The following is a 21,515-nucleotide window of genomic DNA, read 5'->3' on the forward strand; positions in this document are numbered from 1 at the left end:
ATAACACTCTGGTATGTGACCATGGGGATGCTCGAGCAGGTGTGGGGGTGACTGCGATGGGTGCCGGAAGAGTCCGCACCATGGGTGATCGGCCGAGCGCTCGCGCGACGTACGTCGCGGGCGGCATCGGCCTGGCGTTGATCGTGGGTTACGCGCTCGTGGCCGACCGCGACGTCCTCGGGTCGGTGGCCTACTTGGTCGGCGCGGCGTACGCCACGGTGCTGGGGTGCGTCGGCGCGGCACGCCTGCCGAGCTCGCAACGCCTGGTGTGGTGGGGTTTCGCCGCCTCGCTCCTGCTGTTCCTGGTGGGAGACGTGCTGTGGATCGTCTCCGACGACGTGTTGCACATCGACCCGTTCCCGTCGGCCGCAGACGTGGCCTACCTCGCGTTCTACGTCGTCCTGGCCGTCGCCGTGGGCGCCCTCGTCCGCGCCCGGCGACGCGGTCGCGACCGCGCCGCCTTCCTCGACGCCGCCATCCTCGCCACCGGCGTCGGTGTGGTGGCAGCGGTCTTCCTGATCGAGCCTGCCGCCGAGGCGGCCGGCACCTCCACGCTGACCCAGGTGGTGGCAGCCGCCTACCCGATCGGTGACCTGCTGGTCCTGGCGGTCGTCGTGCGCCTCTTCTCGGTCCGGATCGCAGGCAACCTCGCGTTCTGGGCGCTGGTCGGTGGCATCGTGATCCTCCTCGTCGGTGACCTCGGCTACGTGGCCGCGGAGGTCTACGGAGACGTCTACCCGCAGTGGATCGACATCGGCTACCTGCTGTCGTACCTGCTGCTCGGTCTAGCGGCACTGCATCCCTCGGCCCGGGAGCTGTGCGAACCCGCGCCGGAGCGCAGCGGCAGCCGCTTCACCGCTACCCGACTCGTCGTGCTCTGCGGTGCGCTCGTGCTGGCCCCGGCCACCGACCAGGCTGCCCACCTGGCCGGCGTGCACCACGGGTCGTGGGTGGTCCTGATCGGCGGGTGCCTGTCCGCCGTCCTGGTGGTCCTGCGGCTCGGCGACCTGCTGGTCGAGTCCCAGCGCACCGCTGTCCAGCTCGCCGCCCTGGCCCGGAAGGACCCCCTGACCGGTGTCCCGAACCGGCGGACCTGGGACCACGAGCTGTCGAGAGGTTGTGCAATCGCTCGTGCTGACGAGACGCCGCTCTCGGTGGCGATCCTCGACATGGACCACTTCAAGCGCTTCAACCAGGAAGAAGGCCACCTCAAGGGCGACCTGGTGCTGAAGGAGACCGCGGCCGCCTGGTCCCACCTCCTCCAGGGTGTCGGCATCCTGGCCCGGATTGGTGGGGAGAGGTTCGCGGTGCTGCTGCCGGACCTGGTGGCCTCGCAGTCGACCGCCGTCCTGGACCCCATGCGGCGAGCGGTCACCCACGACCAGACCTGCTCGATCGGCGTGGCCACCTGGGACGGCCGGGAGAGCCCTGCCGAGCTCCTCGCGCGCGCCGACCGGGCCCTGTACCTCGCCAAGCACGCGGGGCGGAACCGCGTCGCTGTCGACGACGGGGTGGCGCCCGCGGTCGTCGACCGGCTCGAGCCCGGCGACCTGCTGGCCTCGCTGCGCTCGGTCTACCAGCCGATCGTCAAGCTGCGGTCGGGCGAGGTCGTCGGACACGAGGCGCTGAGCCGGTTCGACGGGGTGGGGGCGCAGGAGGCCTTCGATCGGGCTGCGCGCAACGGCACGTCGGCCCTGCTCGAGGCCGCGGCGGTCCGGGTCGCGCTCGCCGGGTGGGACCGCGACGGTCTGCTCGCCCTGAACGCGAGCCCCGCAGCGCTGACCAGCCCGCACCTCCAGGAGGTGCTGCCGGCCGACCTCACCGGCCTGATCATCGAGATCACCGAGCAGGCGCTCGATGGCAACCCCGTCGAGGTCATGATGGTCGTCGACGACCTGAGGGACCGGGGCGCCCTGATCGCGATCGACGACTACGGCGCGGGGTTCTCCAACCTGGCGCGGGTGCTCGCCCTTCGTCCGGACATCGTGAAGCTCGACATCTCGATCATCCGGGGCGTGCACGCCGACGCCACCCAGCAGGCGCTGGTCGCTGCGGCGGTGCACTACAGCAAGCTGACCGACGGGCGAGTCTTCGCCGAGGGCATCGAGACCGTGGAGGATCGGGACTGCCTCGTCGACCTGGGAGTCATCTTCGGCCAGGGCAACCTGCTGGGACTGCCGGAGGCGCTGGCAGCGCACTGAAACGGCCCGGCGCCGGCGGGAGCGTCGCGCTCGCTAGAGTCCGCGGCATGGAACTCACCGGATCATCCGCCATCGTCACCGGCGGCGCGTCGGGCATCGGTGCCGCCTGCGCCCGCCAGCTCGCCGCGCGCGGCGCGACCGTGGTCGTCGCCGACCTCCAGGCCGACAAGGGCGAAGCCCTCGCCGAGGAGATCAAGGGCGTCTTCGCACAGGTCGACGTCACGAACACCGAGCAGATCGGCGCCGCGGTGAAGGCCGCCGCCGAGATCGCCCCGCTCCGCGCCGTGGTCAACTCCGCCGGCATCGGCTGGGCCCAGCGCACCATCGGCCGCGACGGCACCCTCGAGTCGGCTCACTCGCTGGAGGCCTTCCAGAAGGTGATCGCGATCAACCTCGTCGGCACTTTCGACATGGTCCGCCAGGCCGCGACCGTGATGAGCCAGAACGAGGGCGACGCCGACGGCTGCCGCGGCGCGATCGTGAACATGGCGAGCGTGGCTGCGTTCGACGGCCAGATCGGCCAGGCGTCGTACTCCGCCTCCAAGGGTGGTGTCGTCGGCATGACCCTTCCCGTCGCCCGCGACCTGTCGGCGGCCGGCATCCGCCTCAACACCATCGCCCCCGGCCTGATCGACACCCCGATCTACGGCGAGGGCGAGGCCTCCGAGGCGTTCAAGGCCAACCTCGGCCAGAACGTGCTGTTCCCCAAGCGCCTCGGCACCGGCGACGAGCTCGCCTCGATGGTGATCGAGTGCCTCACCAACTCCTACATGAACGGTGAGGTCATTCGGGTCGACGGCGGCATTCGGATGCCTCCGAAGTAGCGGCTCGGCGGGGCGCGGGATACCCGGTCGACCGGGTATCCCACGGGTTGTCAGCCTCTGCAATGGCTGACAACCCGTGGAACACCCGGCCGACCGGGTATTCCACGGACCCCACCCGCCACCCGCCTCAGTCCGCCAGCTCGGCCCGCTCCTCGGCGGTGTAGGCGTCCATCATCGGAGCCGGCGCGGCCGAGCCGCCGGCGAAGTGGGCGGCGCGGTCGCGGCGCAGCTTCGCCATCTTCTTCGAACTCACGGCCATCGCCTCCCGGGCCTTGCCGCGGCCGTAGGTGACCGAGGCGGCGGCGCTGACGCCGAGCGAGGTGCCGACCTCGATGGCGTCCTGGTCGGCGCCCATGTACTGGAACTGCCAGGCGTAGTCGCGCACCTGCTGCTCGACGAGCGCCTTGATGGCGGGGTGCGTCCACTCCCGGCTGGCGTTCTCGAGACCGTCGGTCATGATCGCGACGATCACCGTGCCGGGCCGCTCGTCCTCGGGCAGCGCGGCGAGCTCGTCACCCGCGGAGATGATGAGCCGGCCCATCGCGTCGAGCAGCGCGGTCGTGCCGCGGGGCTGCAGGTCCAGAGGGGGTACGGCGGACAGGGGCCGGCTGGCGTACACGACGTCATAGGTGTCGTCGAACTGCGCCAGCGTCACCCGGCACTCGCCGGACTCCTTGCGCTGCTCCTCGATGAACGCGGCGAAGCCGCCCTCGGTGTCGGTCTTGATCGACTGCATCGACCCGCTGCGGTCGAGCAGGAAGTAGAGGTGGGTGAGGTCCGCTCGCGTCATCGTCGCTCCGTCCCGGGAGCGGACACCCGCTCCCTGCTAGGTGGACCGACGCGGCTTGAACCGCATCGGTGCCGGTGCCGCCGCCGGTTGCCGCGGCACCCCTGACTCCAGGTCGTACTTCGCCCGCTCGACTCCCGAGGCGGTCACCCGGCCACGGTCGTCGGCGTAGGCGCCGAGGGCTCGGGTCCGGGCCAGCCGGGGTCCGACGGCGTTCTCCGTCAGCCCGGCCTGTGCCCCGGCACTCCGGAGCGACGCCTGGCCCGTCAGCACGGCGGCCGCCATCGACTCGTCGATCAGCTCGGTCAGCCGGTCGGCCGCTTGCCGAAGGTAGGGGAGGGCTCCGACGGAATCCTTGCGCTCGGCCTCGCTGAGGGCGCGGCGTACCTCCGCCAGACCCTCCTTGCTCGGCCCCTCGTCCACGTCGACCGGTCGATCCTGGGTCATGTCGGCAACGGTACCGCACAAACTGCGGACACGCAAGAAATGTGGATGCGCACTTCGTGCGGTCAGCTGTAGTTCGGGTTGTTCCCCGTCGGCAGCGTGATGTCGATCCGGCGGCCCTCGTTGAGGAAGAACAGCACGCCCAGTCGCAGGAACTCGTCGAGCACCCAGTAGAGGTTCGGGACCAACGGCAGGTTGACCAGGCCCTCCTTGAACCGGATGAACGCCGGCCAGCTGTTCTTGATCATGCGGTCCATCGGGGAGCGCTTGATCTGCAGCCAGTCGGCGATCTGGTCGCCCAGTGTGTAGCGGGTGAAGCCGTTGAGGACCGGCTTGGTCAGGCCCTTGTCGTACTCCGCCGCCAGATTCAGCAGGATGTCGGCGAGCTTGATGCCCTCGGGGGTCGGCCGCAGGATCGGGTCGAGCACCTGCCGCGACTGGACGTTCGCCTCGTCCCAGCTCGCGGGGATGTACTCGTCCTTCACGCCGAGGAAGTGCGCGGTGATCTGCCAGAGGTGGAGGAACGCCGCGGAGTCGGCGGCCGGCATCCGGATCTTCCAGGCGACCAGCTTGTTCCTGCTGAAGGTCGCCAGGCTGTGCCAGGTGACCATGATGTCGGCCTGACTGATCGGCAGCGACTCCTCGGCGCCGGACTTCCAGTGGCTCGACCTCGGCAGCAGGTAGCGGACCGCGGAGTGGGTGAGCCGGGTCTTCAGGCAGGTGACGACCATCTGGCCGCCGGGCCCGAACGCGCGCCGGTTGCCGATGTCGTAGCCGAGCTTCGCGGTCTTGGCGATCCGGTCCTTCATGTCCGCGCCGCCGGCGGAGTAGTAGACCGCGCGCGCCTCGCGCGGGATGACGCAGCTCATCATCCCGCTGCCGAGGCCGTAGAGGACGCCGAGGTAGGTGCCGCGCCGCTCGTAGAAGTCGAAGGCCTGGGTCAGCTTGGCCTGGTCGATCCAGCTCGGGAGCTGCCGGTTGCGCTCGAGGAAGGCCGCGAGGTCGGCGGGCAGCCCGGCCGGCAGCGCCTCGTCGTTGTGGGTCCAGTCGGCCAGCAGCTCGTTGACGAGCTCGACCTCACCGCGCTCGAAGAGCCGCGCGACGAGAGCGTCGCACTCGTCGTCCCAGAGGTAGCGAGGGTCCATCCCGGTGCCGGCACCCGCGATCGACCCCGCCGGCTGCCATGTCCAAGCCTCGGCCGGCGCCACGAGGCCGAGCGCTCCGACCGCGCCCAGCGCGGTGCCGCCGAGGACCACTCCACGCCTGCCCACCTGCCCCATGGCCGCCTCCGAAGATACATTGATACGCAGCACGTATCTTTGTATCATCACGTCATGGCCGCCGCAAGCAGTGACGTCGCAGCAGGGCCGCCCTCGCTCCTCGAGCGCGCGTTCGCCGACGCCCTCGACGGCGCCGAGGTCGAGGACCCCAACAGCGCGATCCTCGACGCGGCGTACGACCTGTTCTGCAGGCAGGGCATCCAGCGCACGACGATGGAGGACGTCGCCCGCCGCGCGCGCGTCTCCCGGATCACCGTCTACCGCCGGTTGGTGTCCAAGGAGGCGCTGGTCGAAGCGGTGCTGCTCCGCGACTTCCGGCTGTACGTCGACCGCTTCCTCGCCGATCTCGCCGGTGCCCAGACCGTGGCCGATCGCGTCGTCACGGGCTTCGTCAGCTCCTTGCGCGCAACCCGGAGCAACCCGCTGATGACCGGGCTGATGCAGGCCGAGCCCGGCGCCGTCGCTCCGACCATCGTCGGCGAGGACGGGCGGGTCCTGGCGGCCGTGGCACGCTTCCTCGCCGGTCAGCTTCGGATCGAGCAGCAAGCCGGCAACGTCGGCCCCGACGTCGACGTCGGCGTGGTTGCCGAGCTGATGGTCCGGCTCTCGGCGTCGTTCTTCCTCACTCCGAGCGAGGTCGTCGACCTCGACGACGACGAGCAGGTGGCGGGCATCGCCCGGCGCTACCTGGTGCCGATGCTCCAGGCGTGAGCCCCCGCCCGGTCCGCCGGGTTAATCGGGAAGCCTTCGGCGCGGTCGGTGGTTACATTGGACGAACCTATGACGAATCCTGCAGAAGACTTCACCCTCGACGCCGAGCTCGCGCAGACCGCTGCGTGGGAGGCCGACGACTCCGACTCGGACGACACCGGCGACACCGACTGGGAGTCCGGCTACGCCGACTTCGACCCCGACGACCCGGAAGAGGTCACCACCGGTGACCTCGACCTCGCCGCGCGCCACGAGCTGCGCCGCGTCGCCGGACTGCGCACCGAGCTCGAGGACATCACCGAGGTCGAGTACCGCCAGCTCCGCCTCGAGCGCGTCGTGCTCGTCGGCGTCTGGACCGAGGGCACCGCGGAGGACGCCGAGAACTCGATGGCCGAGCTCGCCCTGCTCGCCGAGACCGCCGGCTCCGAGGTCCTCGACAACGTCTACCAGCGGCGACAGAGCCCCGACCCCGCGACGTACGTCGGACGCGGCAAGGTCGACGGCATCCGCGAGATCGTGCAGGCGACCGGTGCCGACACCGTCATCTGCGACGGCGAGCTCGCGCCCAGCCAGCTGAGGAACCTCGAGGACCGGCTCAAGGTCAAGGTCGTCGACCGCACCGCGCTGATCCTCGACATCTTCGCCCAGCACGCGAAGTCCAAGGAGGGCAAGGCGCAGGTCGAGCTGGCCCAGCTCAACTACATGATGCAGCGGCTGCGCGGCTGGGGTGGCAACCTCTCCCGTCAGGCCGGTGGTCGTGCGGCCGGCGGTGTCGGCATCGGTGGCCGTGGCCCCGGTGAGACCAAGATCGAGACCGACCGGCGCCGCATCAACGACCGGATCGCCAAGCTGCGGCGCCAGCTCAAGGCCAACGCCGGCACCAGAGCCACGATGCGCCAGGAGCGGCAGCGCAACGCCGTACCCTCCGTCGCGATCGCGGGCTACACGAACGCCGGCAAGTCCTCCCTCCTCAACCGGCTCACCGGCGCGGGCGTGCTCGTCGAGGACGCGCTGTTCGCCACCCTCGACCCCACCACGCGCCGGGCCCAGGCCTCGGACGGACGGGTCTACACGCTGAGCGACACCGTCGGTTTCGTGCGGCACCTGCCGCACCAGCTGGTCGAGGCGTTCCGCTCGACGCTGGAGGAGGTCGCCGACGCCGACCTGGTCGTCCACGTCGTCGACGGCTCGCACGCCGATCCCGAGGGCCAGATCAGTGCGGTGCGCGAGGTGCTGGCCGAGATCGGCGCCGCGTCGATCCCCGAGCTGATCGTCATCAACAAGGCCGACATCGCCGACCCGATGGTCATCACGCGGCTGCGCCAGCGCGAGCCCCACTCGGTCGTCGTGTCCGCCCGCACCGGCGAGGGCATCGCCGAGGCGCTGGCCGCGATCGAGTCCGAGCTGCCGAAGCCTCAGGTCGAGTTCGACGCGCTGGTGCCCTACGCCCGCGGCGACCTCGTCGACCAGATCCACCGGCTCGGTGAGATCGACTCGCTCGAGCACACCGCCGACGGCACCCGGATCGCCGGCCGGGCGACCGAGGCGCTGGCGGGCGAGCTCGCCGACTACGCGGTCTGAGCCTGCCGGCATGGCTCGCGCTCGTGCCCGTGTCGCGATCCTCGCTGCCGTGCTGGTCGCTGCCGTCGTCCCCGCGGTTGGTCCGGCGTCGAGCGTCGCGTCGGCGGTGCGTCCGACCTGCGCCGGCCGCGCCGTCACCATCGACCTGAAAAAAGTGCACCACCCGAACCCGCTTCGCAGCTTCCCCGACGTCATCCTCGGGACGCCGGGTGCCGACCGGATCCGGACCGGCGGGGGTGACGACGTCGTGTGCACCGGCGGCGGCAACGACCACGTGATCTCCGGGCGCGGGAACGACGTGCTCCGCCTCGGCGCGGGCAACGACGTCGCCATCGGTGGCGGCGGGTACGACGTGATCTACGGCGGCGCCGGCGACGACCGGCTCGAGGGCCGGGTCGGTGGGAGCCGTCTCTCCGGCGGGCGCGGCGACGACGTGGTCCTCGGTGGCCGGGACGTCGACCTGCTCCTGGGCGGACCCGGTGCCGACCGGGTCAGCACCGGAGGGGAGCGCGCGCTCAGCGAGCAGGTCCACCTCGGTCCGGGCAACGACCTCGTCGAGGCAACCTGGGGCGACGAGCTCCTCGACGGCGGGCCGGGGATCGACACGGTCTCCTACAACGGCACCGCGCATCCCCTCGTGCTCGGCCTGACCGTCGACCTGTTCCTGGGCGGCCCCCAGGACGCCGGCGGGGGCGGGATCGACGAGCTGCGCTCGATCGAGCGCCTCGTGGGTTCGCCGTACGACGACGTCATCCTCGGCTCCGACTCGGACGACGTCCTCCTCGGCGACCTGGGCGACGACGTCATCGACGGCCGCGGCGGGCACGACCTCTGCTACGGGGGCGGCGGCGCCGACACGTTCACCTCCTGCGAGCTCGCCGTCGAGGACCGTGAGGTAACGGTTCGGTAATTTGCCGGACAACGGTGGTCTAGACACCGCACTATCTCCCGGTGCGCATCCGGGGAGCATGGCTGGTCGCGGTCGGTCTGACCGTTGCCGTCGTGTCGGCGGGACTCCTCGTGATGACGCACGCAGGGGCGGACACCGACCGGTGCGCCGGGTTCCGCGCGGCGGCGAGGGAGCGCGCGGAGCTGGTGACCGGGTCGGGGTCCGACGTGCTCGTCATCGGCGACTCCTATTCGGTCGGCCTCGGCGCGCACGCCTGGCTGAGCTGGCCGACCCGGCTCGACGGTCGGGTGCAGGTCGAGGGTTTCTCGGGGTCCGGGTTCAGCGAGGGCGCGAGCCCGTGCGGTGCGGTGGCCTACGCCGACCGGGCCCCGGCTGCGCGGGCCTACGACCTCGTCGTCGTCGAGGGCGGGCTCAACGATGTCGACCAGCCGCGGTCCGCCGTACGGCGTGGCTTCGAGCGGCTGATGGACCGCCTCGCCCACGACCGGGTGCTGGTCGTCGGACCGGCGTCGGCGCCGGCCCGGGCGGGCGGCGCCGTCGCGGTGGACGCGCAGCTGGCACGGCTCTCGGAGAGGTACGGCGTCGCCTACCTCTCCATGCTCGACGCCGACCTGTCCTACCTGGAGGACGACCTCCACCTCACGCCCGAGGGTCACCGCCTCTTCGGCGATCGCGTCGCCGAGGCGCTGTCGGACGGCGCCGTTACCGTGACCGGGTGGACGACCTCGCGCTGACCGCGCTGGTGCTCGCGACGGTGACGACCGGCCTGGCTGCCGGCGTCTTCCTGCTCTACGCTCACACCGTGATGCCGGGGCTCAGGGCGACCGACGACCGCACGTTCGTGCTGGCCTTCGCCGCGATCGACCGGGCGATCATCAACCCGCTGTTCATGCTGACCGCCTTCCTCGGCGCGCTGGTCTCCACCGTGGCCGCGGCGGCGCTGCAGTGGGGCGAGGACGCGTTCGGCTGGACGGTCGCGGCGCTGGTGCTCTACCTGGTGGTCGTCGGCATCACCCCGACCGTCCACCTTCCCCGCAACGACGCGCTCAAGGCCGCCGTCGCCGAGGGTGAGCCGGTCGCCCCGGGGGCTGTCCGCGCGGCCTTCGGCGAGGAGACCTGGGTGCGCTGGAACTGGGTCCGCGTCGTCCTCAACCTCGCCGCGTTCGTCCTGCTCTGCTGCGCGCTCGTCGTCGCCGGCGCCGCCCGCTGACCGGGACCTGTGGACCGCGACTTCTCGTGTCGTACCCCCGGTCTAGGGTTCCGGGCATGTCCGGGGCCGATCACGAAGCGCTGCGCGCGACGCTCGCCGCGGCCGTCGAGGCTCTCGGCGGCAGCGAGCGCACCGGACAGATCGCGATGGCCGAGGCGGTCGCCGAGTCGATGGCCGAGCAGCGCCACCTGCTCGTCCAGGCCGGCACCGGCACCGGCAAGTCGCTCGGCTACCTCGTCCCCGCGCTCCGGCACGACAAGCGGGTGGTCATCGCCACGGCGACCCTCGCGCTCCAGCACCAGCTGGTCGAGCGCGACCTGCCGCGACTGGTGAAGGCGGTCGAGAACCGCGCGGGGGTCGACACGTCGTACGCCGTCCTCAAGGGCCGCTCCAACTACGCCTGCCTGCACCGGATCCGCGAGGGCGTGCCGGACGAGCAGGGAGAGCTGATCCAGGCCGAGGCCGCGCTCGGCGCCATGGGCAAGCAGGTCATGAAGCTGCGCGAGTGGGCCGAGGAGCAAGTCGAGTCCGGTGGCACCGGCGAGAAGGACACCGCCCCGCGGCACACCGACCGCGAGTGGCGGCAGGTCAGCGTCACCGCGCGCGAGTGCGTCGGCGCTGCGAAGTGCCCGTTCGGCGAGGAGTGCTTCGCCGAGCGCGCCCGCGAGAAGGCCCACAAGTCGCACCTCGTCGTCACCAACCACAGCGTGCTCGCGATCGACGCGATCGAGGGGGTGCCGCTGATCCCCGACTACGACGTCGTGGTGATCGACGAGGCCCACGAGCTCACTGCCCGGGTGACCCAGGCGGCCACCGACGAGCTGTGGGCGTCCGAGGTGGAGCGCGCCGCCCGCCGGGCGGCGCGACACACGAAGACCGACAACGGCGACCCCGCGGGCGACCTCGAGGACGCCGCCGCCGTGCTGCGCGGCGCGATCGGGGAGGCCCGGCCCGGACGGCTGGAGGCGCTGCCCGACGACCTCGCCGACGCGCTCTCCCTGGTGCGTGACGCGGCCCGAGCGCTGGTGAGCGCGTTCCCGAAGGCGGACCCGTCCGACGAGGCGGACGCCGGCCTCACCCAGGCCAAGGGCAACGTCCAGGAGCTGTTCGCCACCGCGGACCGGATGGCCGCCAACGCCGACTCCGACGTGCTGTGGCTGACCGAGGGCACCGACCGGCTGCCCCCGCGCCTCTGCGTCGCGCCGCTCCAGGTCTGGGGACCGCTCCGCGACAAGCTGCTCGCCGACAAGACCGCGATCATGACGTCGGCGACGCTGATGCTCGGCGGCGACTTCACGACGGTGGCGACCTCCGTCGGACTCAAGCCGAGCGAGCGGGTGCCGCTCGGGTCGGTCGAGGAGACCGAGCCCGATGCCGAGCCGTGGGTAGGTCTCGACGTGGGCAGCCCGTTCGACTACGGCAAGCAGGCGATCCTCTACGTCGCCCGGCACCTGCCCCAGCCCGGACGCGACGGCCTGGGCAAGGCCCAGCTCGACGAGATCACCGAGCTGGTCGATGCGGCGGAGGGCCGCACTCTCGGGCTGTTCTCGAGCCGGCGCGCGGCCGAGACCGCGGCCGACCACGTCCGCGAGAAGCTTCCGCACCTCACCACGCTGGCGCAGGGCGACGCTCAGCTGCCCGAGCTGGCGCGGCAGTTCGTGGAGGACCCGCACACCTGCCTCTTCGGCACCCTCGGTCTGTGGCAGGGCCTCGACGTCCCCGGCGACACCTGCCAGCTGGTGATCATCGACCGGATCCCGTTCCCCCGACCCGACGACCCGCTGATGAGCGCTCGCCAGCGCGCGGCCGACCAGGCCGGCGGCAACGGGTTCATGCAGGTCGCCGCCACCCACGCGGCGCTGCTGCTCGCCCAGGGCGCCGGTCGGCTGATCCGCACCCACGCCGACAAGGGCGTGGTCGCCGTCCTCGACCCGCGCCTGGTCACCGCCCGCTACGGCAGCTTCCTCAAGGCGAGCCTGCCGCCGATGTGGACGACGACCGACCCGGCCGTGGTGCGCAAGTCACTCGCGCGGCTCGCCGCCTCCGCCTCGGTCGCGGAGTAGCGCCTGGTGGTCGAGCTTGTCGAGACCCCGCCTACACCCGCCGCAGGACCGCGGTGACCTTGCCGAGGATGGTGGCGTTGGTGCCGTCGATCGGCTCGAACGCGTCGTTGTGGGGAAGCAGCCAGACCTTGCCGCCCTTGCGCTGGAAGGTCTTGACCGTCGCCTCGCCGTCGATCATCGCGGCGACGATCTCGCCGTTCTCGGCGGTGGGCTGCTGGCGGATGACGACGTAGTCGCCGTGGCAGATGGCCGCGTCGATCATCGACTCGCCAGTGACCTCGAGCAGGAACAGCTGACCGTCGCCGACGAGCTGCTTGGGCAGCGGGAAGACGTCCTCGACGCGCTCCTCGGCGAGGATCGGACCGCCGGCGGCGATCCGGCCCACGACGGGCACGTTCGTCGGGGTGGGGTTGCGGTCGCCGTACCCGGTCGCGCTGTCGGTCTGCTGCATCGACTCCGGCAGCACGACCTGGAGCGCACGGGGGAGGCTCGGGTCCTTCTTGAGGTAGCCCTTCTCCTCCAGCACCCGCAGCTGGTGGGCGACGCTGGACGTGCTGGTGAGCCCGACGGCGCTGCCGATCTCCCGCATCGACGGCGGGTAGCCGCGCTGGTCGATGCTGTCCTTGATGTGCTGCAGCACCCGCTGCTGGCGCGGCGTGAGGCCGGTCGCGTCGGCAGGGCCGTCGGGAAGCTCGCTGACCTTCTTGTCCGCCTGGTGGTTGGGCATGTGTCGACGGTAACGCCGATCACGTCCGGGTTTCAAACATCTGTTCGAACCGGCGTGTCGCGACACGCCGTCGAACAAAGTTTCGAAGGGTCCTTGATCCGTTCGAACAGGTGATCTAACCTCGTACACGTGTTCGATCGAACTGTTGATCGAACGGTTTCCGTCGGAAGCCCCCGATATACATCGGTCGAACACAGATCGCCAGGGCTTCGAGAGCCGGAGCCACTTCCCCCGGAGGTCACCCAGATGAGCACCATGACTTTTGCCCCGCACCAGCTCCCGACGGTCGAGCGCGTCCAGACCCGTTCGGTGCGGCTCACCCGCCGCGGCCGGCTCGTGGTCTTTATGTTCGGGGTGCTCCTCGCGTTCGCACTCGGCGTCTGGTTTGCGGCCGGCTCGGTCGCCACTCAGGAGGCCGGCGTCGAGCAGGTCGAGGTGGTGACCGTCGCTCCGGGTGAGACCCTCTGGGACATCGCGGCCGACGCCGCCGCGGTCACCGGCGAGGGCGACGTGGGCGACATGGTCGCCCGCATCCAGGACATGAACAGCCTCGACTCGAGCATGGTCTACGCGGGCCAGGACCTCCGCGTTCCCGCCGAATAGCCCGAGCTAGTCGGTCGTCGAGTAGCCCGAGCTCGTCGGTCGTCGAGTAGCCCGAGCTCGTCGGTCGTCGAGTAGCCCGAGCTCAACGGTCGTCGAGTAGCCCGAGCTCAACGGTCGTCGAGTAGCCCGAGCTCAACGGTCGTCGAGTAGCCCGAGCCGCTAGGCGAGGGCGTATCGAGACGTCACAACTGAAGACATTCGTCCGCGGTCGACCCCCGCAGACGAAGGGCCCGCTGCCCGGGCCCACGGGGGAAGACGAAGGGCGGACCCATGACCCCGGGTCCGCCCTTCGCACCTTTTCGGTGGTCGCTTAGCTCCCGTAGCCCACCAGCGTCGGCCGCGCCTCGATCGCCCTCAGCTGTGCTGCCGCGCCTTCGATCGTCACGCTCCCGGGCACCGGCCGCCATGCCCCACCGTTGACCCGGTAGTCCGCCACCCAGGTGGTGTCGAGCGCCGGGCCGTACCGTCCCGTCTGCAGGTAGTTGTGCGTGATCTGCAGCCGTGGGTACGGCGCACCCGGCTCGCTCGTCGTGATCGTCTCGCCGTCGTCGAAGTGCCAGGTGTAGGAGTGCGCCTCGATCCGCAGGTCCACCCGCTGCCCGAGGAGCCGGACGGTTCGGTTCAGCGTCTGATCGCTGCGGGTGAAGAAGTTGGTCTCGAAGTTCACCAGGGTGCGGCCGCCCGGAGGCTGGATCTGAAAGGTGGACGGTGGGAGCGGGATGCGCTGGAACGCTGTGGCGACCAGGCTTTCAGTGACCTGCGGCGGGGCGGCTTCGGACGGACACCAGTACGCGTTGTTGATAACGTCCCCATTCGGCAGCACGTACCACGAATGAGTCTTGAACGTCCCGTCTGGGCAGGTCAGCTCTCCCGTGCAGACGCCAACGCAGGCTGGCTGTTGGTGGTACTCGCCGATCGGCTGAGACGTGTCACCAACTCGATCGATCCCTCCATCTGTCGCCTCCTCAACCCATACGCCGAACTGGCCCGGGTCGGAGTCGACATCGACCTCGTCGACTACGGCCGTGCCGGTGAGACTGGCCAGCAATGCCAAGCACAAGGCGTAGAGCCGCCACATCACAGAACCTCGAGCGTCGTAACACTCCAATCGCCGCGTACGCGCGCGATCGAAACCAGCCATTTGGCCTTGCCGCCCTCAAAGGACCTATTCATGTCCCCTGCGCCGATGGTGCGCTGCTCGCCGAGTCGCGTATGGGTCACTACCGCCCAGTGCTCAGAATCCGATCGCGTTGGTTCGAGTCTCGCGATGGTGTAGTCACTGCCGACGATGCGCCCCCCGCGCCCATATACGCGTTTAATCCCCTCAACTCCGGCCTCGCAACCGGCACACGACGGCTGATGCAGTCGAGCGAGCAAGTCGACGTCGCCAGACTTCGTGGCATAGTTGATGACCGAAAAGTAGAACCGCACGAATGCTTCAACCCCAGCCTCCGACTCCTTCTTTGCCTCTGCGGGAAGCGTCGGCTCCACGGGTCCAGTCTCGGTCGCCGTCGTCGTCGGCTCGTTCGGCAAGCTCGACTCCGGGACGCTCGGAGTGTCCGAGGGCGCAGGGCTGGTCGGCCGGTCCTCCTCCTCGCACGCGGCGAGCGCCATGACAACGGCCAACGTCAGCGCAGCGATCGTGGCTCGTGAACCAGCCAGTCTCATGCAGGCCTCCCGAGATCGTGCTCCGCCCAGACCTGGTGGCGGTGGCCCGAACGTACCGCGCACAGCGTCCTCACCGCGACCGTCGATCGAGGCTGTCACCCGCGAGCTTTGACGCCGACCCCTGCAAGCCACGCTCTCCCTCTCCGGGTGACGCCGGCGCGACCGTGGGGTCGCCCTCGAGCCCACCGGCATCCGGCGTGCCCGACGCCGGCCGGTCGACTCCCGGCGCGAACAGGTCTGCGGGCGGCGGCTCCTCGCCGCAACCGGCGAGCAGGACTACGAACAGCAGCGCGGCGACACCCACCGCCCGAGAACGAGGTGACGACATCGAGACCTCCCGAGAGTTGGAGCCGCCCGAACCCAGGCGGCGTTGCGAACGTACGCCCGGAACCGCCCGCTCCGGCACCCCTCGATCCGCCGCTGTGGATAACCCGCCACGTCCTACGGACGGGGTCGTCGACGGCCCCGTCCGTAGGACGTACCGAGCCGACACGCGTCATCCACAGCGCGACCGACGCTCGTTGGCTGTGAGCGCCGAACATCGCATCCTCAACGGATGGTGAGCATTCCGGACCGCCGATTCGCCGCCGCCCACGCTCTCGCGGCCAAGCAGGGCGGCGTCGTCTCGCGACGCCAGCTGTACCGGCTGGGGGTGACGCGTTACGAAGTGCGCGGTCAGGTGCGGGCGCACCGGTGGCAGCTGGTCTGCGACCAGGTCGTGGCCCTCCACAACGGCGAGGTCTCGGAGCGGGGGCATCGGTGGGCGGCGGTCATCAGCGCGGGCCCGCGCGCCCAGCTCGATGGCGTCGCGTGTCTGGTGGAGACAGGGCTCGAGCGGGTGGAGTACGACCGCATCCGTGTGTCGGTGCCGAAGGGCGCTCGGGTTCGAACGCGCCGGACCCAGCGCTATGACATCCGCGAGACCCGACGGTGGTCGCGGGAGGATCGCCAACCCGGCGGCGGGATTCCGCGGACCCGGCCGGCCGTGGCGGCAGTTCGAGCCGCGATGTGGGCGCGGACCGATCGTGAGGCGGCGTTCCTGCTGACGGTCGCTGTTCAGCAAGGTGTCACGCTTCCGACCGACATCGCTTTCGAGCTGCTGCGGATCAAGCGGCACCGTCGACGGCTCTTCGTGCACAGTGTCGTCAACGACCTCCTCGACGGTGCCCGTGCTCTAGGGGAGCTTGAAGTCGTACGAGAGCTCAGGCGACGAGGATTGCCGGCGCCGGCCCGCCAAGTGCTCCGCAAGGACCGGCGCGGTCGCTACTTCCTGGACCTCTACTGGCCCGATCTCAGGTTGGTCGTCGAGATCGACGGCATCCACCACTCGTGGGCCGAGAACGTGGTCGGCGACGCCCTTCGCCAGAACTCCCTGGCGATCTCCGGCGACACCGTCCTGCGAGTGCCGCTCCTCGGCCTCAGGCTGGCGTCCGACGAGTTCTACGCGCAGATCGGCGAGGCGATCGACGCGGCCCGGCAGCGCACCGCCGCCTGACCCCGAGACGTCCTACGGTCGGGGCCACCGGCGGCCCCATCCGTAGGACGCAACGCCGCCAACTTCAGCGAGCCGCCCGCTTGCCACCCTTCGGCGCAGCAGGGTCCCGCTTGGGCTTGGGCGCCGGCGCCTGGGTCAACCCCATCGCCCGCGAGAACCGTGCGACGAGCATGAAGCCGAGGAACAGGCATGCCACGGCGCCGACGGCTGCGACGCCGAGGTAGGCCCACGCCTGCGAGTCGTTGTCGTGACGGGCCTCGGAGCCGAAGTCGATGGCGGCGTAGACGAGGTAGCCCCAGGCCACGACACAGAGCGTGATGCCGAGGGCGAGGAGCAGCAGCACGGGACGAAATCCCTGCTTCTGCCGCGCTCCTGCGCGCTTGCCGCCGCTCACGGCGCTCATTCTGTCCGACGCACCAAGGTCCTGTTGCCAGGACATGCCAACCGGCCGGGGTCCGCTCGATGTCCCCACAACGAAGAGCGGTCCCCGGCCGGAAGTCTGGCGCTGCTCAGGCCTACTTCGGGCTGATGGTGTAGTTGACGACGATGCCGTTGGAGTCGGTGACGGCAAGGATCACGGTGTAGCTCGCCGAGGTGTACGTGCCGGTGATCGACGTGCCGTTGTCGATCGGCTCCTGCACGACGTCGAGGCCGAGGGTGGCCGCCGCGTCGTCGTACGCCGCCTGCTTGTCGCCGCCGGCGGGGCCGACCTCGATGGTGGCGTTCCAGGTCGAGGGGTTCTTCGTCGACGTACCGCCCAGGATCTCGCCATCGACGACGGACACCTCGTCGGTCGGGAAGTCCTTCGGCAGCTTGCCGGTGGTGACGCCGCCGTCGGTGGTGTCGATCTCGATGTTGCCGTTCTCGGCGTCGTCGAGGTTGAGGTCGACGCCCTCGCTCTTGGCAGCGTCCTCGACCGCGTCCTTGGCAGCGTCCTCGGCCAGGCCGCAGCCGACGAAGGACGTCGCCGCGAGGAGCGCGGCGGGTACGGCGAGGAGCAGGCGGGTGCGGGTGTGCTTCATGAGAGCCTCCGGACTCTGGAGCAGGGGGTGGTTTGACCCTGCGTGTCGTTGATGTCGGTCGGCCCCGAGGCCTGGTCGAACGTTAGCGACGAGATGCTTCCTTCGAATCGGTCCGACGAACCATTTGGACCCCATCTGAGACGGTCGTGAGACCACGACCGGCCACCGACACGCCGTACTCCACGCTCAGAAAATGCCCCTGACCTGCGCAAACGTGACGCAGGCGACACAGTTCGAAACTCATCGACCCCACCACTTGCACCCCTAGTGGCAGAGGCGTAAGGTCACCACTACATCTAGTACTTACAACGATGTAGTTCTCCACAGGCGATGCACAGTCAGATGGAAGAACTGCACAGCCGGAAGCGTTGTTATCCACAGGGGGAAAGCGGCCCGAACGGGGGTCTGCTTCGCCATGCCCAGGGGAGAGGAGGACCGACGATGCACTGCCCGTACTGCAAGCACAGCGACACCAAGGTCCTCGACTCCCGGGTGGCCGACGACGGCTGCTCCATCCGCCGCCGCCGGGTCTGCCAGGACTGCGAGAAGCGGTTCACCACCGTCGAGCTCATGCAGCTGACCGTGCTCAAGCGCTCCGGCGCCACCGAGCCGTTCAACCGTGACAAGGCGATCTCCGGCGTTCGCAAGGCGTGCAACGGAAGGCCGGTCAGCGAGGACGCGCTCGCCCTGCTCGGCCAGGAGGTCGAGGACCAGCTGCGGCTGGCCGGCAGCCCCGAGGTCGCCGCGCACGAGGTGGGGCTGGCGATCCTCGCCCCGCTGCGCCGCCTCGACGAGGTGGCCTACCTCCGTTTCGCGTCGGTCTACCGCGGCTTCGAGTCCGCGGCCGACTTCGAGAACGAGATCGCCCTCCTCCGCGCCGAACGGGCGCTCACCACAGCCGACAGCGGCTGACCCACAGACGGCCCGGGCAGGCGTGGGGAAGCGCCTGTCCGGGCCCCCAAAGCTCCGGTGCCGAAGTGTCGGTACCACCAGCAACACTCGAATCCGCTACCAAACCCCGCATGGGAGAGTCATGACTGAGACGGCCGCCAGCTCCGCACCGACCGCACGCAAGGGCCGGAAGGGACTGAAGATCAACCGGGTCTTCAGCACCGCCGGCGTGCACCCCTACGACGAGATCACCTGGGAGCGGCGCGACGTCGTCCAGCAGAACTGGAAGACCGGCGAGACGGTCTTCGAGCAGCGCGGCGTGGAGTTCCCCGACTTCTGGTCGGTCAACGCGAGCACCATCGTCACGACCAAGTACTTCCGCGGCGCGGTCGGCACTCCCGAGCGCGAGACGGGCCTCAAGCAGCTCGTCGACCGTGTCGTGAAGACCTACACCAAGGCGGGCATCGAGCACGGCTACTTCGCGACCCCGGCTGACGCGGAGACCTTCGAGCACGAGCTGACCTGGCTGCTGGTCAACCAGTACTTCTCCTTCAACTCCCCGGTGTGGTTCAACGTCGGCACCAAGTCGCCGCAGCAGGTCTCGGCCTGCTTCATCCTGTCGGTCGACGACTCGATGGACTCGATCCTCAACTGGTACAAGGAGGAGGGCTTCATCTTCAAGGGCGGCTCCGGCGCCGGCCTCAACCTCTCCCGGATCCGGTCGTCCAAGGAGCTGCTGTCGTCGGGCGGTACGGCGAGCGGCCCGGTCTCCTTCATGCGCGGCGCCGACGCCTCGGCCGGCACCATCAAGTCCGGAGGCGCCACCCGCCGCGCGGCGAAGATGGTCGTGCTCGACGTCGACCACCCCGACATCGAGGAGTTCGTCGAGACGAAGTGGCGCGAGGAGGACAAGATCCGCGCGCTGCGTGACGCCGGCTTCGACATGGACCTGGGCGGCAAGGACATCACCTCCGTGCAGTACCAGAACGCCAACAACTCCGTCCGTGTCACCGACGAGTTCATGCGCGCGGTCGAGGAGGGCACCGAGTTCGGCCTGCGTGCCCGCAAGACCGGCGAGGTCATCGAGACCGTCGACGCCCGGGCGCTGTTCCGCAAGATCAGCGAGGCCGCGTGGGCCTGCGCCGACCCCGGCCTGCAGTACGACGACACGATCAACGACTGGCACACCAACCCCGAGACGGGGCGCATCACCGCGTCGAACCCCTGCTCGGAGTACATGAGCCTCGACAACAGCTCCTGCAACCTGGCGTCGCTGAACCTGCTGAAGTTCCTCAAGGACGACGACACCTTCGACGCCCCGCTGTTCGCGAAGGCGGTCGAGCTGATCATCACCGCGATGGACATCTCGATCTGCTTCGCCGACTTCCCGACCGAGGCGATCGGCGACACGACCCGCGACTACCGCCAGCTCGGCATCGGCTACGCCAACCTCGGCGCGCTGCTGATGGCGATGGGCCTGGGCTACGACTCCGACGGCGGTCGCGCGATGGCGGCCACCATCACGAGCCTGATGACCGGCACGTCGTACCGTCGGTCGGCGGAGCTCGCCGGCATCGTCGGCCCCTACAACGGCTACGCCCGCAACGCCGAGGCGCACCAGCGGGTCATGCGCAAGCACCAGGCGGCCAACGACCTGGTCCGCACGCTGCACATCGCGGACGCGCAGACCCACAAGCTGGCCACCGAGGAGTGGGCCAAGGTCGTCGAGCTCGGCAAGACCAACGGGTTCCGCAACGCGCAGGCCTCGGTGCTCGCGCCCACCGGCACCATCGGCTTCATGATGGACTGCGACACGACCGGCATCGAGCCGGACTTCTCGCTGGTCAAGTTCAAGAAGCTGGTCGGCGGCGGCTCGATGCAGATCGTCAACCAGACGATCCCGCGGGCGCTGAAGAAGCTGGGCTACGACGAGGAGAAGATCGAGGCGATCGTCGCCTACATCGCCGAGCACGGCCACGTGGTCGACGCACCCGGCCTGAAGACCGAGCACTATGAGATCTTCGACACCGCGATGGGCGAGCGGGCCCTCAAGCCGATGGGCCACGTGAAGATGATGGCGGCGACCCAGCCGTTCCTGTCCGGTGCCATCTCCAAGACGGTCAACCTGCCGGAGTCGGCGACCGTCGAGGAGATCGAGGACATCTACCTGCAGTCGTGGAAGCTCGGCCTCAAGGCCACCGCCATCTACCGCGACAACTGCAAGGTCGGCCAGCCGCTGTCCGACGGTGGCGGGAAGGCCAAGAAGGACGCCGCCGACGCGGCGTCGTCGGTCGAGACCAAGGTCGTGGAGAAGGTCGTCTACGCCCCGACCCGCAAGCGCCTGCCGAAGTCCCGCCAGGCCCGCACGACGTCGTTCACTGTCGGGGGTGCCGAGGGCTACATGATCTCCGGCGCTCACGACGACGGGCAGCTCGGCGAGATCTTCCTCAAGCTCGGCAAGCAAGGCTCGACCCTCGCCGGCGTGATGGACGCGTTCTCGATCGCGGTGTCGATCGGCCTGCAGTACGGCGTGCCCCTGGAGACCTACGTCTCGAAGTTCACCAACCTCCGCTTCGAGCCCGCCGGCCTCACCGACGACCCCGACGTGCGGATGAGCCAGTCGATCATGGACTACATCTTCCGCCGCCTGGCCCTCGACTACCTGACGTTCGAGGAGCGGAGCATGCTCGGCATCTACTCCGCCGAGGAGCGCCAGCGCCACCTCGAGACGGGCAGCTACGAGCCCCTCGAGGAGACCGGGAGTGCGTCCGAGCTCATCGACGCCGCCCCGGCCGGTGGTCGAGACGCCGCTCCCGGTGGTCGAGACGCCGCCTCCGGTGGTCGAGTAGCGCCGAGCGCTAGCGAGGCGCGTATCGAGACCCCGGAAGCCGACAGCGGGCCTGACGCCGAGGAGCCCATCGTCATCACCGACAAGGCCCCCGACGCCCCCCAGGCCCGCACCTCCGCGGAACTCCTCGAGCAGATCACCGGCCACGCCGTCGACAGCCCGCTCTGCATGACCTGCGGCACCAAGATGCGTCCCGCCGGTTCCTGCTACGTCTGCGAGGGCTGCGGGAGCACCAGCGGTTGTAGCTGAG

Annotated in this window: 20 protein-coding genes; 12 read left to right on the forward strand and 8 right to left on the reverse strand. The window is 69.8% G+C overall.

Annotated features, from left to right (window positions below; genetic code table 11):
- Positions 1–80: 80 nt before the first annotated feature.
- Both DJ010_RS19180 and DJ010_RS19185 read left to right on the forward strand, forming a co-directional pair.
- On the forward strand, positions 81–2,201 hold the full coding sequence (locus DJ010_RS19180; protein WP_109696792.1) for an EAL domain-containing protein: 2,121 nt from the start codon (positions 81–83) through the stop codon (positions 2,199–2,201).
- Between the two features lie 47 nt (positions 2,202–2,248).
- Positions 2,249–3,025: an SDR family NAD(P)-dependent oxidoreductase gene (locus DJ010_RS19185; protein WP_109696794.1), complete on the forward strand. Its 777-nt coding sequence runs from the start codon at positions 2,249–2,251 to the stop codon at positions 3,023–3,025.
- 127 nt (positions 3,026–3,152) lie between these two features.
- Here DJ010_RS19185 and DJ010_RS19190 read toward each other — a convergent pair whose 3' ends face one another.
- The 3 genes from DJ010_RS19190 to DJ010_RS19200 form a co-directional block, all read right to left on the reverse strand.
- On the reverse strand, positions 3,153–3,815 hold the full coding sequence (locus DJ010_RS19190; protein ID WP_109696796.1) for a vWA domain-containing protein: 663 nt from the start codon (positions 3,813–3,815) through the stop codon (positions 3,153–3,155).
- A gap of 36 nt (positions 3,816–3,851) precedes the next feature.
- Positions 3,852–4,259 (reverse strand): hypothetical protein, encoded by a 408-nt coding sequence (locus DJ010_RS19195; RefSeq protein ID WP_109696798.1) that lies wholly within the window; start codon positions 4,257–4,259, stop codon positions 3,852–3,854.
- A 62-nt stretch (positions 4,260–4,321) separates the two neighbouring features.
- A complete protein-coding gene (locus DJ010_RS19200; protein WP_211318885.1) occupies positions 4,322–5,527 on the reverse strand; it encodes an oxygenase MpaB family protein in 1,206 nt (401 codons plus the stop codon).
- A 63-nt stretch (positions 5,528–5,590) separates the two neighbouring features.
- Here DJ010_RS19200 and DJ010_RS19205 point away from each other — a divergent pair, with 63 nt between their 5' ends.
- The 6 genes from DJ010_RS19205 (at position 5,591) to DJ010_RS19230 (ending at position 12,011) form a co-directional block, all read left to right on the forward strand.
- Positions 5,591–6,247, forward strand: coding sequence for a TetR/AcrR family transcriptional regulator (locus tag DJ010_RS19205; protein WP_109696801.1), 657 nt, complete (start codon positions 5,591–5,593; stop codon positions 6,245–6,247).
- 69 nt (positions 6,248–6,316) lie between these two features.
- Positions 6,317–7,828 carry a GTPase HflX gene (gene hflX / locus DJ010_RS19210; protein WP_109696803.1) on the forward strand — a complete coding sequence of 504 codons (1,512 nt, stop codon included), beginning with the start codon at positions 6,317–6,319 and terminating at the stop codon, positions 7,826–7,828.
- Positions 7,829–7,838: 10 nt separating this feature from the next.
- Positions 7,839–8,738 (forward strand): calcium-binding protein, encoded by a 900-nt coding sequence (locus tag DJ010_RS19215; protein ID WP_109696805.1) that lies wholly within the window; start codon positions 7,839–7,841, stop codon positions 8,736–8,738.
- A 41-nt stretch (positions 8,739–8,779) separates the two neighbouring features.
- Positions 8,780–9,472: an SGNH/GDSL hydrolase family protein gene (locus tag DJ010_RS19220; protein WP_109696807.1), complete on the forward strand. Its 693-nt coding sequence runs from the start codon at positions 8,780–8,782 to the stop codon at positions 9,470–9,472.
- Positions 9,454–9,948, forward strand: a complete 495-nt coding sequence (locus tag DJ010_RS19225; RefSeq protein WP_170124667.1) for an anthrone oxygenase family protein — start codon at positions 9,454–9,456, stop codon at positions 9,946–9,948. Before DJ010_RS19220 ends, DJ010_RS19225 begins: the two co-directional genes overlap by 19 nt.
- Positions 9,949–10,004: 56 nt before the next feature.
- Entirely contained in the window at positions 10,005–12,011 is a 2,007-nt protein-coding gene (locus DJ010_RS19230) for an ATP-dependent DNA helicase (RefSeq protein ID WP_109696809.1), read from the forward strand.
- 31 nt (positions 12,012–12,042) lie between these two features.
- Here DJ010_RS19230 and lexA read toward each other — a convergent pair whose 3' ends face one another.
- Positions 12,043–12,738, reverse strand: a complete 696-nt coding sequence (lexA, locus tag DJ010_RS19235) for a transcriptional repressor LexA (RefSeq protein WP_109696812.1) — start codon at positions 12,736–12,738, stop codon at positions 12,043–12,045.
- 246 nt (positions 12,739–12,984) lie between these two features.
- Here lexA and DJ010_RS19240 point away from each other — a divergent pair, with 246 nt between their 5' ends.
- Complete coding sequence (locus DJ010_RS19240; RefSeq protein WP_109696814.1) at positions 12,985–13,341, forward strand: LysM peptidoglycan-binding domain-containing protein; 357 nt, start codon at positions 12,985–12,987, stop codon at positions 13,339–13,341.
- A gap of 310 nt (positions 13,342–13,651) precedes the next feature.
- Here DJ010_RS19240 and DJ010_RS19245 read toward each other — a convergent pair whose 3' ends face one another.
- Both DJ010_RS19245 and DJ010_RS19250 read right to left on the reverse strand, forming a co-directional pair.
- The gene (locus DJ010_RS19245; protein ID WP_109696816.1) at positions 13,652–14,419 is read right to left on the reverse strand and encodes a PKD domain-containing protein; all 768 of its coding nucleotides are present in this window, start codon (positions 14,417–14,419) and stop codon (positions 13,652–13,654) included.
- The gene (locus DJ010_RS19250) at positions 14,419–14,955 is read right to left on the reverse strand and encodes a DUF6318 family protein (protein ID WP_109696818.1); all 537 of its coding nucleotides are present in this window, start codon (positions 14,953–14,955) and stop codon (positions 14,419–14,421) included. Before DJ010_RS19250 ends, DJ010_RS19245 begins: the two co-directional genes overlap by 1 nt.
- Positions 14,956–15,565: 610 nt before the next feature.
- Here DJ010_RS19250 and DJ010_RS19255 point away from each other — a divergent pair.
- Positions 15,566–16,504, forward strand: a complete 939-nt coding sequence (locus tag DJ010_RS19255) for a DUF559 domain-containing protein (protein WP_109696820.1) — start codon at positions 15,566–15,568, stop codon at positions 16,502–16,504.
- Between the two features lie 64 nt (positions 16,505–16,568).
- Here the strand turns inward: DJ010_RS19255 and DJ010_RS19260 are convergent, their stop codons facing one another.
- Complete coding sequence (locus DJ010_RS19260) at positions 16,569–16,898, reverse strand: hypothetical protein (RefSeq protein ID WP_146207407.1); 330 nt, start codon at positions 16,896–16,898, stop codon at positions 16,569–16,571.
- Between the two features lie 121 nt (positions 16,899–17,019).
- Positions 17,020–17,526, reverse strand: coding sequence for a hypothetical protein (locus DJ010_RS19265; protein ID WP_109696825.1), 507 nt, complete (start codon positions 17,524–17,526; stop codon positions 17,020–17,022).
- A gap of 441 nt (positions 17,527–17,967) precedes the next feature.
- Here DJ010_RS19265 and nrdR point away from each other — a divergent pair, with 441 nt between their 5' ends.
- On the forward strand, positions 17,968–18,438 hold the full coding sequence (gene nrdR / locus DJ010_RS19270) for a transcriptional regulator NrdR (protein WP_109696827.1): 471 nt from the start codon (positions 17,968–17,970) through the stop codon (positions 18,436–18,438).
- A gap of 121 nt (positions 18,439–18,559) precedes the next feature.
- The gene (locus DJ010_RS19275) at positions 18,560–21,514 is read left to right on the forward strand and encodes a vitamin B12-dependent ribonucleotide reductase (RefSeq protein WP_109696829.1); all 2,955 of its coding nucleotides are present in this window, start codon (positions 18,560–18,562) and stop codon (positions 21,512–21,514) included.
- Position 21,515 lies beyond the last annotated feature (1 nt).

It is taken from the genome of Nocardioides silvaticus, from assembly GCF_003160695.1.
Lineage (GTDB): Bacteria > Actinomycetota > Actinomycetes > Propionibacteriales > Nocardioidaceae > Nocardioides > Nocardioides silvaticus.